The organism is Mesorhizobium sp. 43Arga (genome assembly GCF_053714255.1).
In genome coordinates this window covers 370680-384800 of sequence record NZ_JBSKBO010000006.1, presented here as the reverse complement: position 1 = coordinate 384800, position 14121 = coordinate 370680, and the positions used below count along the sequence as shown (strand labels likewise).

14 protein-coding genes and 2 pseudogenes are annotated in these 14121 nt (G+C 61.0%); 14 read left to right on the top strand and 2 right to left on the bottom strand.

Annotated features, from left to right (window positions below; genetic code table 11):
* Nucleotides 1-21: 21 nt before the first annotated feature.
* From ACWGS8_RS22635 to ACWGS8_RS22610, 6 genes are read left to right on the top strand one after another with little or no spacing between them, the layout of a single operon-like run.
* Nucleotides 22-486: a chemotaxis protein CheW gene (locus ACWGS8_RS22635; protein WP_454582972.1), complete on the top strand. Its 465-nt coding sequence runs from the start codon at nucleotides 22-24 to the stop codon at nucleotides 484-486.
* Nucleotides 486-1724, top strand: a complete 1239-nt coding sequence (locus tag ACWGS8_RS22630) for a CheR family methyltransferase (RefSeq protein WP_454582971.1) — start codon at nucleotides 486-488, stop codon at nucleotides 1722-1724. Before ACWGS8_RS22635 ends, ACWGS8_RS22630 begins: the two co-directional genes overlap by 1 nt.
* On the top strand, nucleotides 1724-2428 hold the full coding sequence (locus tag ACWGS8_RS22625; protein WP_454582970.1) for a chemotaxis protein CheW: 705 nt from the start codon (nucleotides 1724-1726) through the stop codon (nucleotides 2426-2428). Before ACWGS8_RS22630 ends, ACWGS8_RS22625 begins: the two co-directional genes overlap by 1 nt.
* Nucleotides 2425-4692: a hybrid sensor histidine kinase/response regulator gene (locus ACWGS8_RS22620; RefSeq protein WP_454582969.1), complete on the top strand. Its 2268-nt coding sequence runs from the start codon at nucleotides 2425-2427 to the stop codon at nucleotides 4690-4692. Before ACWGS8_RS22625 ends, ACWGS8_RS22620 begins: the two co-directional genes overlap by 4 nt.
* A gap of 22 nt (nucleotides 4693-4714) precedes the next feature.
* On the top strand, nucleotides 4715-5734 hold the full coding sequence (cheB, locus tag ACWGS8_RS22615; RefSeq protein ID WP_454582968.1) for a chemotaxis-specific protein-glutamate methyltransferase CheB: 1020 nt from the start codon (nucleotides 4715-4717) through the stop codon (nucleotides 5732-5734).
* A 13-nt stretch (nucleotides 5735-5747) separates the two neighbouring features.
* Nucleotides 5748-6764 (top strand): diguanylate cyclase, encoded by a 1017-nt coding sequence (locus ACWGS8_RS22610; protein WP_454582967.1) that lies wholly within the window; start codon nucleotides 5748-5750, stop codon nucleotides 6762-6764.
* 305 nt (nucleotides 6765-7069) lie between these two features.
* Here ACWGS8_RS22610 and ACWGS8_RS22605 read toward each other — a convergent pair whose 3' ends face one another.
* A complete protein-coding gene (locus ACWGS8_RS22605) occupies nucleotides 7070-7978 on the bottom strand; it encodes a transcriptional regulator GcvA (protein ID WP_454582966.1) in 909 nt (302 codons plus the stop codon).
* A gap of 119 nt (nucleotides 7979-8097) precedes the next feature.
* Between ACWGS8_RS22605 and ACWGS8_RS22600 the strand changes: the two genes are divergently transcribed.
* The 7 genes and pseudogenes from ACWGS8_RS22600 (at nucleotide 8098) to ACWGS8_RS22570 (ending at nucleotide 13196) form a co-directional block, all read left to right on the top strand.
* Entirely contained in the window at nucleotides 8098-8328 is a 231-nt protein-coding gene (locus tag ACWGS8_RS22600; protein ID WP_454582965.1) for a DUF1127 domain-containing protein, read from the top strand.
* A 313-nt stretch (nucleotides 8329-8641) separates the two neighbouring features.
* Entirely contained in the window at nucleotides 8642-9598 is a 957-nt protein-coding gene (locus tag ACWGS8_RS22595) for an NAD-dependent epimerase/dehydratase family protein (RefSeq protein WP_454583046.1), read from the top strand.
* 335 nt (nucleotides 9599-9933) lie between these two features.
* A pseudogene (locus tag ACWGS8_RS22590) lies at nucleotides 9934-10764 on the top strand (IS3 family transposase); the annotation flags it as partial.
* Between the two features lie 335 nt (nucleotides 10765-11099).
* Nucleotides 11100-11243 carry a hypothetical protein gene (locus tag ACWGS8_RS22585; RefSeq protein WP_454582964.1) on the top strand — a complete coding sequence of 48 codons (144 nt, stop codon included), beginning with the start codon at nucleotides 11100-11102 and terminating at the stop codon, nucleotides 11241-11243.
* Nucleotides 11244-11416: 173 nt separating this feature from the next.
* The gene (locus ACWGS8_RS22580; protein ID WP_454582963.1) at nucleotides 11417-12607 is read left to right on the top strand and encodes an extracellular catalytic domain type 1 short-chain-length polyhydroxyalkanoate depolymerase; all 1191 of its coding nucleotides are present in this window, start codon (nucleotides 11417-11419) and stop codon (nucleotides 12605-12607) included.
* A 63-nt stretch (nucleotides 12608-12670) separates the two neighbouring features.
* Nucleotides 12671-12976 carry a hypothetical protein gene (locus tag ACWGS8_RS22575; protein ID WP_454582962.1) on the top strand — a complete coding sequence of 102 codons (306 nt, stop codon included), beginning with the start codon at nucleotides 12671-12673 and terminating at the stop codon, nucleotides 12974-12976.
* 13 nt (nucleotides 12977-12989) lie between these two features.
* The gene (locus ACWGS8_RS22570; RefSeq protein ID WP_454582961.1) at nucleotides 12990-13196 is read left to right on the top strand and encodes a KTSC domain-containing protein; all 207 of its coding nucleotides are present in this window, start codon (nucleotides 12990-12992) and stop codon (nucleotides 13194-13196) included.
* Between the two features lie 35 nt (nucleotides 13197-13231).
* Here ACWGS8_RS22570 and ACWGS8_RS22565 read toward each other — a convergent pair.
* Nucleotides 13232-13351, bottom strand: a pseudogene (locus ACWGS8_RS22565) (DUF6766 family protein); the annotation flags it as partial.
* A gap of 203 nt (nucleotides 13352-13554) precedes the next feature.
* Here ACWGS8_RS22565 and ACWGS8_RS22560 point away from each other — a divergent pair.
* Nucleotides 13555-14115, top strand: a complete 561-nt coding sequence (locus ACWGS8_RS22560) for a hypothetical protein (protein WP_454582960.1) — start codon at nucleotides 13555-13557, stop codon at nucleotides 14113-14115.
* Nucleotides 14116-14121 lie beyond the last annotated feature (6 nt).

Genomic DNA, 14121 nt, shown 5'->3' with positions numbered 1-14121 from the left:
AGCTGGCAGTCGGAGATGACAATGCTATTCCTCGCCTTCAGCATGGGTACGGATCGCTACCTGATCGACGTCCATCAGATTGAAGAGGTGTTGCCCTACATCGAGGTCAAAGCGCTGCCGGGAGCGCCCCCCGGTGTGGTCGGTCTGGTCAGCTATAACGGAATACCCATCCCGTTGATCGATGTTACTCTTCTGGCACTTGGCCGCCCATCCGAGTCACGGTTGAGCACCCGGATCGTTGTGACCCGCTATCCGGCGCAAGACGGCGAGCAACGCCTGCTGGGGCTGATCGCCGAACGGGTGACGGATACGCTCGAGCGGGACCCGGCCGATTTCGCGCCGTTCGGACTTGAGGCGGGAACCCCGCCCTATCTTGGTCCGGTGGCTTCGGATGGCCAGGAAATCATTCAGTGGGTCAAAGCGGAAGCGCTGCTTTCGGAAGAGATTCGTACGGCATTGCTCCGCCAGGCCGAGATGGGTGGTTGATGACCGACCCTGTCGAAAAGCTCCTGACGGAGACCATCGGACTGGACACTGCCAGTGTTGGTCCCACAGTGGTCTGCCAGGCGGTTAAGGACCGTATGGCAACTTGCCGGATAACCGACCCACAGGCTTATTGGCAGCACTTGACCGGTTCCGCGCAGGAGCTGCAGGAGCTGGTCAATGCGGTGGTGGTTCCGGAGACCTGGTTCTTTCGCGACCGGGAAGCGTTCACAATGCTGGCGCGGCATGCGCGCGCGAACAAGCGTGCCCAGCCGATAAAGGTTCTGAGCCTGCCCTGTTCAACCGGCGAGGAGGCCTATTCGGTCGCCATGGCCATGTTCGACGCTGGCTTTACGGCAAGCGAGTTCAAGATCGACGCCGTGGACGTCAGCAGCCGCAATATCGCGATGGCTGAACGTGCCGTCTATGGGCGCAATTCGTTTCGCGGCAGCAATCTCGAATTCAAGGATCGCTATTTCGAAGCGACCGAGGGCGGGTTGCGGCCCAATGCCGCGGTGCTGAAACAGGTTCGGTTCAGGGTCGGAAACCTGTTCGATTCTCGCGCGTCTTTCGGGCAAGAGGTCTACGATATCTTGCTCTGCCGCAATTTGCTGATCTATTTCAATCGCGAGCTGCAGGATCGCGCATTGATCTGCCTGAAGGACCTCCTGGCCAAGGACGGACTTCTTCTGGTCGGTCCGGCGGAAGCGGCGCTTCCAAGGCTGCACGGCCTCGTTTCCGCCGAATGGCCATTGGCCTTCGCCTTCCTGAGGTCGGAGCCCGTCAAGACCGCGGCGCTGAATGTTTCCGCCGCCGTTCCGGTTCGGACACCGAGCCCCAAGGTCAACAAGGGCAGGCCTGTTCTTCCGCCGCGACCGGCGGTCGGCAAAGGCCGCGTGCAGGCCCCGGCCAAGCCGCTCGATCAGGTCTCGGAAAGTCTCATCGCGGTTGAGCGCATCGCAAATGCGGGACGGGTAAAGGAAGCACAGGACGCCGCCATGGCGCATCTCAGGGCATTCGGCCCTTCGGCGGAAATCTTCTACCTGCTGGGCCTCGTTCAGGATGCGGATGGCGCTGCGCCCGAAGCCGCGCAAAGCTATCGCAGGGCGCTCTATCTCGCGCCAAATCATAGGGAAGCTCTCGTCCATCTGGCTTTGCTGCTTCGCAAGCACGGCGACCATAGCGGCGCCGAGGCATTGGCCGGCCGGCTGGATCGGGCCCAGAAAAGGAGCGGGACCTGATGGCGGCCTCGACAGGGATCGCTCAGCCGGTGGAGGAGATTGAAATCGACGACTGCTGGCGCCGGATCGGCGTTCGCGGCGACAAGTCATGTCCGCTACTGGAGCAGCATCTCCACTGCCGCAATTGCCCGACCTACAAGAAGAGTGCCCGGCGCCTCCTCGACCGGGCGGCGCCCTCGGCATATCGCGGCGAATGGCCTGACAAATCTGGCCGTGCAGAGCTCGGTTCGGCGAACGACGAGGCGCTGCAGACGGCCGTTCTCTTCCGTTTGGGGGAGGAATGGCTGGCGCTTCCGGTTGGCATTTTTCATGAAGTGGCTGAATCCCGTCGCGTTCATTCGCTACCGCACCGCAGGAACAGTGCAGTGCTCGGCATTGCCAATGTCCGCGGTGAGTTGCTGATTTGCCTGTCGCTCGCTGAATTGCTCGGCATAGACGAGCGCAAGGAGGGCGAACAAGGCGCACGAAGCAGGGCATTTCGCCGCTTGGTCGTGGTGGGCGAGCGCGACAAGCGGGTTGCTTTCACGGTCGACGAGATCCACGGACTGCATCGCTACCGGGAACGAGATACGCTCGCCGTGCCGGCCACGATCGGCAAAGCGCTGTCGGGCGCCGCTGTTGCCGTGCTGCCCTGGCAGGGACGGGCCGTTGGCTGTCTCGACCCGGGACAACTGCTCACGATGCTGGATCGGAGCATCGCATGACGGATGAGGACTTCAGCCAGGTTTCGATGCTTAGCCTCTTCCGGGCCGAACTGGAAACGCAATCACAGGCTTTGACCTCCGGCCTTCTGGCGCTCGAACGCGACCCTGTCGCGGCCGACGCCCTGGAAGCATGCATGCGGGCCGCACATTCCCTGAAAGGAGCTGCCCGCATCATCGACCTTATGCCCGCGGTCAAAATTGCAAATGCTATGGAAGATTGCTTGGTCGCCGCGCAACGTGGGCATTTCAGGGTGCAACGGGAGCATATCGATGCGCTTCTTCAAGGCACCGACCTTCTGAAATTGATCGCATCGGGACCATCGAGCGAGAGCGCCAACTCTGAAGTCGAAACCCTTCTCGCCAAGTTCGAGGAATTGTCCCGCCCCGACGCTGGGCGCTTCACCCGCGATTCCGCCGCTGATGTCGTAGATCGTGCACAGGAGGAACTGGCGACGACCCTTGCAGCGAACCTTCTCGTTGGGACGGAACCGCAAACCCAAGGAAGCATCGGCTCCGATAGAATGGTTCGGGTGACGGCAGACAGCTTGAACCGATTGCTTGGGCTGGCTGGCGAGTCCCGGATGGAAGCTCGGCGGCTCAGGCCATTCGCCAACGGGCTGCTGCGGCTGAAGCGGCTTCAATCTGACCTCGCAGGCGCATTCGACGATCTTCATGCAGTGCTGCCGCCCATTTCAAAGGACGAAGCAGTGGTGGAGGCGCTCGCCGAAGCACAGCGAAAGCTAAGGCTTAGCCAGGCGTTCCTAGCGGAGCGTCTGGAGGAGCTGGATTCCGTGGATCGGAAAGCCACCGATCTAGCCAACAGATTGTACGACGAGACGTTGGCGAACCGGATGCGGCCTTTTGAGGATGGAGTGCGGCGCTATGCGAGGATCGTCCGCGACCTGGGTCGCACCCTCGGCAAGCGGGTGCGGCTGGAGATAGTAGGCGGTTCGACCGGTATCGACCGCGACATCCTCGAGCAACTCGATGCACCTCTGGGGCATCTCCTGCGCAATGCTGTTGACCATGGACTCGAGCCGCCCGAGGAGCGTCTCGCGGCAGGCAAACCCGAAGAGGGGCTCATCAGACTCGAAGCGCGGCATAATGCCGGCCTACTGCAAATAGCCGTGGTGGACGACGGCAGGGGCATCGACTTGGCGGAGCTGCGCGAGATGGTCGTCGCCCGGCAGCTCGCAACCAGGGAAAGCGCCGACGCCCTCAGCGAAACGGAATTGCTCGCCTTCCTGTTTCTGCCGGGCTTTTCGATGAAACAGGGCGTTACCGACGTCTCCGGCCGTGGTGTGGGGCTCGACGCGGTGCAGGCCATGACCAAGGAGGTTCGCGGTATCACCAGCGTCTCCTCGGAATTCGGGCACGGAACGCGGTTTCAACTGCAACTGCCGCTGACATTATCGGTCCTGCGCACCCTGCTCGTCGATGTCGATGGCGAGCCCTATGCGTTTCCGCTGGCAGGCATTTCGAAGACACTGAAATTGCAGCGGACGCAGATCAACCTCCTGCAGGGCCGGCCGCACTTTCGCCTGAACGACCGACAGATCGGGTTGGTCACGGCACGCGAGGTGCTGAACCGTGGCGAGCCCGGTGTGGAACCGGACGATCTTTCGGTCGTCGTCGTGGATGCAGGTCGGGGCGCAGCATACGGCCTGATCGTCGATCGTTTCCTCGGCGAACGCGAGCTGGTAATCCGGCCTCTCGATCCGCGTTTTGCCAAGATCAAGGACATCAGCGCGGCGGCCCTGATGGAGGACGGTTCGCCTGTGCTGATCTTCGACGTCGACGATCTGATACGATCGGTGGAAAAGCTTGCATCTTCCGGTGGCTTTCGAGCCCTTCGGCGCGCCGCGGGCGGTCCAGAACCCGGCAAGCGCAAGCGCGTGCTGGTGATCGACGATTCACTCACGGTTCGGGAACTCCAGCGCAAGATGCTGGGCAATCACGGTTATGAGGTCGAAGTTGCGGTCGATGGCATGGACGGGTGGAATGCCGTCCGGTCCGGCCTCTTCGATCTTGTCGTTACCGACATCGACATGCCGCGCATGGATGGCATCGAGCTGGTGACCCTGATCCGAAAGGACGCTCATCTCAAGAACACGCCGATCATGATCGTTTCGTACAAGGATCGGGAGGAAGATCGCTCGCGCGGCCTTGACGCCGGTGCCGACTACTATCTGACCAAAGGCAGCTTTCAGGATGAGGCGCTGATCCATGCTGTCGTCGACATGATTGGCGAGGCGACTGGATGACATCGAAATTGGCAGCAAACGAATGAGAATCGGCATAGTCAACGACATGCCGATGGCGGTCGAGCTTCTGCGCCGGCTGGTTGTGTCGACCCGCGAACATCAGGTCGCGTGGATGGCGACCAATGGACGTGAGGCGGTCGAGGCCTGCAGACGTGACCGGCCGGATCTGATACTCATGGATCTAGCAATGCCAGAGATGGACGGCGTGGAAGCGACCCGCAGAATCATGGCAGAAACCCCATGCTCGATCCTGCTGGTGACCGCCAGTATCGAAGCCAATGTCGCCGGGGTCTACGAAGCAATGGGGCATGGCGCGCTCGACGCGGTCGATATTCCGTCCGTGGGCATCGACGGTAATCCGTCCTCGCAATCCGCACGGCTTCTGACCAACAAGATTGCAACGATCGGCAAGCTAGTCCTGGATGCGCCATCCAAGGCAAACGGGCCGATGTCGGTTGCGGCCCACCCCTCCCCTCGACGCCTGGTTGCGATCGGCGCCTCGGCGGGCGGGCCGGCTGCCGTTGCAGCGGTGCTCAGCGCATTTCCTGTTGATTTTGGCGGCGCAATCGTGCTCGTCCAGCATCTCGACGCCCAGTTCATTCCAGGCCTTGCCGATTGGCTGGGGCACCATACCCCGCTTCCGATCCGTGCGGCGCGGGAAAAGGACAGGCCTCAGGCGGGCACCGTTCTTATCGCCAGTTCGGAGGATCATCTGGTTTTCAAATCGGCTCAGCAACTTGGTTACACGTCCAGCCCCAGGGACAATGTTTATCGGCCGTCCGTGGATGTATTTTTCGAAAGCGCCGCGCAATGGTGGCCGGGCTCGGTGATTGGCGTCCTGCTTACCGGCATGGGGCGGGATGGTGCGCGCGGGCTGAGACAACTCCGCGACAAGGGGCATCTCACAATCGCGCAGGATGAAGCAACCAGTGCCGTCTATGGCATGCCGAAGGCCGCCGCTGCGATCGGCGCGGCGGTCGATATTCTACCTTTGAGTGCGATCGGCTCACGCGTAATCGAAGCCTGCGAGCGCTCCACGTGAAAGGGCTCGTCTGATGACGCGAGAACCAGAGCTGGTGCCGCCGCTGGCGGATAATTATTCATCGATGGTTCTGCTTATCGATGATCAGGTCATGGTCTGCGAGGCGGTCAGGCGCGCCCTGGCCAACGAACCTGACATTGCGTTGCACTTCTGCACCGACCCGTTGAAGGCGATGACTGTCGCGGATGAGGTAAAGCCTACCGTCATCCTGCAAGACCTCGTCATGCCCGGGGTCGATGGGCTGCATCTGGTAAAGGAATACAGGAAGCATTCGTCGACACGCTCGGTTCCAGTCATTGTCCTGTCGAGCAAGGAAGATCCAGCGACCAAAGGTGAGGCTTTCGCTGCCGGAGCCAACGACTATCTCGTCAAACTGCCGGATCGCATCGAGCTGATCGCGCGCATTCGGTATCACACGCGCGCCTATCTGGATCACGTCCAGAGAGACGCAGCCTACCGCGCGCTGAGGGAAAGCCAGCGGCAGCTGATCAGCGCGAACCTCGAGCTTGAGCGTCTGACCCGGATCGATGGCCTGACTGGCCTCGGCAACCGGCGCTATTTCGACGAATATCTGGCGGCTGAGTGGAAACGCGCTTTTCGCGCACAGTCGCCATTGTCGCTACTGATGATCGATGCCGACAACTTCAAGCGATACAACGATGCCTATGGCCATATGGCCGGCGATGAGGTGCTCAAGCAAATAGCCCGGGTAATCCAAAGCGGTTCCGGCCGTTCCACCGATCTCGCTGCGCGCTATGGAGGCGAAGAGTTTGTCATCGTTCTGGTCGACACTCTACTGGAACAATCCAGCGACATCGCAGAGCGCCTCGTCCAGAGTGTGCGGAACCTGAACATACCGCACGGCCCGGATCGCGTGACCATCAGCGTCGGCGTCGCGTCAACAGTGCCAAGCGAGCACGAGACGCCAAACGATTTCGTCAATGCTGCCGATCTTGCACTCTTCCGAGCCAAGGCGGAGGGACGAGATCGTGTGGTGGTGCATAGCGTGTCCGCAAATAGAACAGCTTGATGGACGTCCGAAGAACGGCATACGGCACTCAGTTCGTCTGCACAAAACACCTTGAATCGGACGGCCGCTTTTGCGTCGTTGGTACAAGAGCCGGAAAGGCTGCTTTTGGGCGCAAAGGGGAAGGCAGCTGCAGGACCGCAAGCTGTACGTCGCTTTCAGTATAATCGTGTCGAAGCCGGCCTTCCGCCTCCAGCCCAATCCGGTCATTTCAGGTTCACCCGCTAGCCGTCGCAAGACTCAGGCGAGGAATTGAGCCTTTGGCGAGTAACACTTGCAACTGCGAGACGTTCGCTATTTTGGAATTACTACTGTGGAACGAGCGTCTTGAGGCGGCGTACGTCATCAGCGGCCTCGGCCAACAGCCAGGCGCGGAATGTCGTGATCTTGGGCAGCATCGACGTCGCCTTGGGACACACGATCCAGTAGGTCTTGGACAATCGCAGAGCCGTGGCGAACGGCCTGACGAGGCGCCCGTTGATGAGGTCCCACGCCGCAAGCGTCGTGCGGGCGAGTGCGACGCCCTGGCCGTCGACAGCGGCGTCTATGACCATGCTGGCGCGGTTCAAGACCGGACCGTGGGAGAGTTCGGCATCGACCACGCCAGCGGCCTCGAGCCATTCCGACCAGTCCTTTCGGTCATCAAGATGCAGCAACGGAAATTTCAGCACGTCGGACGGCTCGCGCATCCGCTGGTGCAGTTGGGGACTGCAGACCGCGAACAGTTCCTCGGAGCACAGGCGGAAAACTTCATGCCCCGGCCAGTTGCCATCACCATGCCGCACCGCAAGATCGACATCCTCTCTGGCGAAGTCGACGTGATGCATGGTTGCGGAAATCCTGAGATCGATGGCTGGATGCGTCTCGGCAAACCGGCCAAGGCGGTTGACCAACCATTTGGCGGCAAAGTCGGGCGATGTGCTGACCGTCAGCGCTCCGGCCCGTGAGAGATGCTGGATGCGCTGCGTGCCGAGAGCTATGCTGTCGAAGGCATCGCGCACCACCTCCAGATAGGAGAGCCCGGCCCGTGTAATGCTCAGCTTTTGACGTTCGCGATCGAACAGCCTGATGCCCAATTCGAGCTCGAGCGCCCTCACCTGATGGCTCACCGCGCCCTGCGTCACGGACAGCTCTTCCGCCGCCCTGGTGAAGCTCTCATGGCGTGCCGCAGCCTCAAAGGCTTTGAGGGCATTGAGCGATGGCAGTCGGCGAGCCAATTTCGCACCACATCATGAGAAAAATTGGGGCTAGCACGAGAAACCATGCTTTGCGCGCCGCATCAGATTGGCGCATTTCAGCGGCACAGGTCAACATGGACGCCGCGAAAGGATGAGAAATGTTCAATCACCCGCTGACTGAAGCGCGGAGGCCTTCCCCGTCACTGCCGACACACGTCCGTCACATCGCCAACAAGGTGACCGGAGCGATTGCAATGCTGTCGCACTGGATCCAACTCCACTGCCAACGTGAACAATTGGCCGAGCTCGAAGACCATCAGCTTGCAGACCTGGGTGTTAGTCGCACTCAGGTTCGGAAGGAATGCGCAAAATGGCCGTGGGAGCCCTAGACATGGGCCTCAAGGCCGCTCCTGATAAGATGAACCTCAAGACTCCTCTGGCGCAGCCTTGAAATGAACTTCGCTGACGGCACGGTCCGTTTTCAGACGATAGCAAAGACGGACGCGGCCGCGGCACCGCCCCGAGTATCTCACTATCTCCCCAATGCCGATGGCGACCGCGAGCCCGGTTTCAGAACGATGGCGTCGATCACTTCTGTCTGTTCATCGATCGATGGCGGGTCCGGGCGTTGACCTGCGGAGGATTCGAGTGGCGTTCGCCATCTGCCGATGGCACAGTCCGTCAGCAATCAGTGAGGCTAAAGTGACACGCGTAGTGATCATTGGCGGCAGCGGGCATGTCGGCACGTACCTGGTGCCGCGGCTGATCGAGGCCGGATATGAAGTGGCCAATGTTAGCCGCGGCCAGCGCGCAGCCTATACGCTGAATGCGGCGTGGAAATCGGTCGAGCCAGTGGTGATCGACCGCGACACGGAAGAGAAGGCTGGCACCTTCGGCGGGAAGGTCCGCGCGCTGAAGGCCGATATCGTGGTGGACATGATTTCTTTCACCCTCGACAGCACCATGCAGATCGTGGGCGCGCTGCGAGGCGAGGTGCAGCACTTCCTCCATTGCGGCACCATTTGGGTCTATGGGCACAACACCGCGATCCCCGCGACAGAGGACCAGCCGAAAAATCCGTTCGGCAGCTATGGCACGCAAAAGGCCGAGATTGAGACCTGGCTGCTCAACGAAGCCAGGCGAGACGGGTTTCCAGCCACGGTGTTTCGGCCCGGCCATATCGTGGGGCCTGGCTGGGAGCCGCTCAATCCGGCGGGGCACTTCGACGTCGGCGTGTTCGCCCAGATCGCCCGTGGCGAGCCGCTGGTGCTGCCCAATCTTGGCAACGAGACAGTACACCACGTTCATGCCGACGACGTAGCACAGATGGTGATGCGAGCCATCGCGAACTGGAGCAACGCGGTGGGCGAGGCCTTCAACACCGTCTCGCCACAGGCGATCAATCTGCGAGGCTACGCCGAGGCCATGTACAACTGGTTCGGCCACTCCCCGCAGGTGAGTTACGAGCCGTTCGATACGTGGAAGGGCAAGCAAACCGAAGAAAACTGGCGCGCCGCCTGGGAGCACATTGCACGCAGCCCGAGCCACTCAATCGCCAAAGCGCGGAACCTCCTGGGCTACGACCCGCGGTATTCGTCGCTCCAGGCAGTGTATGAGTCCGTCGAGTGGCTGGTGGCGAACGGGAAACTCAGCCGGTAGAAGTGCCCAGATACTTCTCAGCCTCGGCGCAGGTGATCCGGCATTAGCACAAGCCCGCCAACTCTGACTGACCCCACGAACATCTAGCGCGGTAGAGCTTGTAAACGTTAGTACGGCTTTCATCCGTCATCAGGCCGCTTTCGTTACCTGTCCCGCCTGCAAAAATCAGGATGTTTTTGGGCATCCGTTTCCTTCTGTGGCCAAGCGATTGTCACGCCGCCGCTGCGTACGATTCCTAAGATGTCGAGCCCCGCTTATCGACGTGATGATTGACCTGCTCCCCTGAAATGTCCTCGCTTTGAGGTTAGCCTGTCATCCGGATGAGGAGACAGGCAATGAAGCGATCGAGATTTTCCGACGAACAGATCATCGGCATTTTGAAGGAGCACCAGGCGGGGCTTTCGGCGACGGAGCTTTGCCGAAAATATGGTGTGAGCGACGCGACGTTCTACAAGTGGCGCTCGAAGTATGGCGGCATGGACGTATCGGAGGCGAAGCGGCTGAAGAGCCTGGAGGAGGAGAACGGCAAGCTGAAGCCTGTTGGCCGACGCCATGCTCGACGTCTCGGCCTTGCGCGAGATGCTCGGAAAAAACTTCTGACGCCTGGTCGAGGAGGACCGGTGTGACCTGGGCGATCGAGACAAGGGCTATTCGCAGCGTCGTGCTCGTCGGCATGGAGCCGCGGGTTTACCGGTATCGCTCGAGCCGACCGGACGACGCGGGCTTGCGAAAGCGGCTGCGGGAACTGGCCGCCGAGCGCCGACGCTTCGGCTATCGCCGGCTGCACCTTCTGCTGAAGCGCGAAGGCGTGGCGGTGAACTGGAAGAAGCTCTACCGGCTCTATCGAGAAGAGCGGCTGACGGTGCGCAGACGCGGTGGCCGCAAGCGGGCGCTCGGCACGAGAGCACCGATGGCGATACCGCAGGATGCCAACCAGCGCTGGAGCCTGGACTTCGTCTCCGACACGCTGACCGACGGCCGCCGCTTCGGATCCTGTCGTCATCGACGACTTCAGCCGGGAGTGCTTGGCGACCGTCGTCGACAACTCGATCTCGGGCGAACGTGTCGCCCGCGAACTCGACGTCATCGCCGAGCATCGCGGCTACCCCTGCATGATCGTGTCGGACAATGGCACCGAGCTGACCTCGAATGCCATCCTGGCGTGGGGTCATCGACAAACGTGTCGCGGTGATCGGTCCGGCAGACCAGGCGGCAAAGAAGGCCCTGTTCATGCGAACCTATTCAAGCGACGTCACTATGCTTGCGACCGAGGCCGTATCAGGCCTTGACCCCGCCACGGGCGAATTGCTCAAAGGGGCTGGCGTTACGGTAGAAGAATGCCTCCCGGATTCCGTGCGTGCTGCCGGCCGGCAAGCTCGGGTCAGCCTTCGTAACGGCAGATCGCTCTCATTCGACACGATTTATCCTGCCATGGGTTGCACCATGCGCTCAAAGCTCGCCATCGATCTCGGCGGAATGCGACGGCGCTGGCAATCTCGTCGTGCACCCCCACCAGCGCACCGGCATAGCCGGCCTCTATGCCGCAGGCGACGTAGTCGACGAAATCAACCAGATCGCGGTGTGGTTCGGGCACGCGGCGATCGCCGCCGTCGACATGCACAACTATCTTGCAACGACTGACTAACGCGGGGCGCTTGTACGGAGGCGGGTTGCGGGGTGGCGCGATGTCGGCCCTGAGCGTGGCCGCCTGGCTTGTTTCATCTCCTTATTATTGTGCAGTGCAGCAACGAAATTGCTGCAAGCGCGTTGCACTCACGCCCCTCAACTCGGAGGGATCAAAAACAAGGACGTCCCCAATTGCGAAAAGTCTCCGATACGATCGCGCGCCTCAGGGCACTGCGCGCGGAACAAAAAGCGCCTGCGATCTCGTCCATATCCGCCGATCGCCTCTCCGTCCTCGAAAATTTCGGCTCCAATCCCGGCGGGTTACAGGCAAGATACTATCGACCAGCTGACCTCCCCGAAGGCGCGCCGCTCGTCGTGGTACTGCACGGTTGCACCCAGAACGCCGCCGGGTACGACTACCACTCCGGATGGTCCCAAGTCGCCCAAGAGGCCGGTTTCGGGCTTCTCTATCCCGAGCAGCAACGCGCCAACAACCCGAACCTCTGCTTCAACTGGTTCCTGCCTGGAGACACTGCGCGCGATCGCGGCGAGGTCCTTTCGATCCGGCAGATGATCGAGACGATGGTCGTTACCTACGGCCTGGACCGACAGCAGATATTCGTTACCGGTCTTTCGGCGGGCGGGGCCATGGCCGCGGTAATGCTCGCCACCTACCCTGAAGTGTTTGCCGGCGGCGGCATCATTGCCGGCCTGCCGTTCGGTTGCGCGACAACCGTTGCCGAAGCGTTCGACCGCATGCGCGGCCACGGTGGCCCGTCCGAGCAAGAATTGCAGCGGCTTGTGCGGAAAGCCTCCAAGAACAATGGGCAGTGGCCCAGGCTTTCGATCTGGCAGGGCTCCGCCGATCGCACTGTGGCGTCCGTTAACGCAGAGTCCATCGCTGCGCAGTGGCGCGGCGTGCACAAACTCGACAAGGCGCCGACCCATTCGACTAGCGAGCGCGGACGAAGCAGGCAGGTCTGGGCTAACGAAGCTGGAGAAGCGAAGATCGAGATAAACATGATTGAAGGCATGGGTCACGGAATGCCCATCGGGGACGGCCTCGGCACTCCCGGACCTTACATGCTCGACGTAGGTATCTCTTCAACCCAGGAGATAGCGCGGTTCTGGGGTCTCGGCGATGCCGACGACGCGCGAGCATCAGCCAGCACTAGCTCGGCTTCTCCAAGGTCCGCTTCGCCAAGGTCAGCTAGGCCAAGGACCGAGACGACGCTGCCAACATTTCATCTTCGGGCAGCGTCGAAGGAACCGGCCAATGCCAAGCCTACGCAACCGGCTCTAGGTGACTTGCAAGGATCGCAGGCTCAAGCTGTAAAGAAGGTCATCGAGGATGCTCTGCGCGCGGCCGGCCTGATGCGGTAGGCGTAGCGCTAAAGGAACGCGGTCGACTTCATACGCGTTGACCGCCATTCAGCGAGTGGCACCATGCACCTGATCCAGATCCTTCTTCCCCGAGCCGACAATGGCGGCCAGCCTTTCGCGCGAGAAGATTTCGATCGGGTCAAGGAGGAATTGGCGAGCCGATTTAAAGGCGTTACGGCTTATCTTCAGGCCCCCGCAGAGGGCCTGTGGCGCCACGGCGCGGAATCTAACCGTGAGGACATCATTATCTTCGAAGTGATGACGGAGGAAATTGATCTGGCGGACTGGCACGACCGCCGCGCCGAACTCGAACGAAGATTTCGGCAGGACAAGGTTATCATCCGCTACATGCCGATGGCGCTCGTCTAGGGTCGACGACGCCATGCCGTCGACGTCGATCCGCAAGAGCGAATACGATCCCGAGAGCGAGGTTCTCTCCGTGTGGTTCGTTGCGAGCGGCAAGCGCTATGACTACGAGAGTGTTCCGGCGGAGGTCTACGCCGCATTCCGAAAGGCCTTCGCGAAAGGCCGCTTCTTCAATGACCACATCCGGGACCGTTTTCGCTATCGGCGGATCTCGGACGATTAGCGGGCTTCCGGGCAGGCGACGCTTACGCGCTCGTCTCAGTTTGGCGCGCCAGCAGGCTTCGATTCCGGAAAGCCTTTGTGCCGTAGAAAAATCGACATGAGGACTAGCACTGCTGTCGACATGAACTCCGACTGCCAGTTTTGGAAAGATTCGAACTAGAGGTTGGCCGCCATGAGGTAGCTGGCAGACTGTACCTCCTCGCCGGGCGCGGCGCCTGCTCGGTGCGAGCGGCCCAGTTCCCCTTTCGGGACAGACTACGTCGCGGTTTTGCCGCCCTTTCGAGGGTGGCCAACCGACCCTCTGGAACCAAGACCGCCGAGTGCAGTTTTGTCAGGGACAAAACTGAGGAGAACATTCGATGGCAAGCGCGTGGGAAGACGCTGATTTAACCGCCAGGCTTGCACGCGAGCATGGCGTTTCCGACGACGCAGTGAGGGCGGTCTTTCAAGCCTTGCGTCGCGGTGGCGGAACCATGGCCCAGTTCAGCCATGCGGACTTCGGCGGGATGTCGCAATGGTCTTCCGGCATGACCATGGTCGGCGAAATGTTCAACGACAGCCTTAAAGCAAAGCTCAACGCCATTGCGGGTGAACTGTCGAGGTACCTGCGCGAGCACCCTGCGGAGGACGGGGCTGATGATCGTGCTGTCAGCTATCGCTCCGGGGCCGCCGGTTCGTGGTGGCCCCAAGAGCTTGGTGTTCCTTCATCTGTCGGGTCTCAGAATGATATGCGCTACGCGGTGTTTCCCCTAAGACGTCGCCTGGTCATCGACGATCATGGCCGGACAACGACATACGACACCGGCGACCACCAAATTTCCGATGTATCTCAAGCGCAGAGCACCGATTCCACGCTCACGTTCGTCAGCCAACACGGCGTCGTCCGCGTTTCGGATCTCGCGCCGGCGAATAAGCTCTGAGCTGGG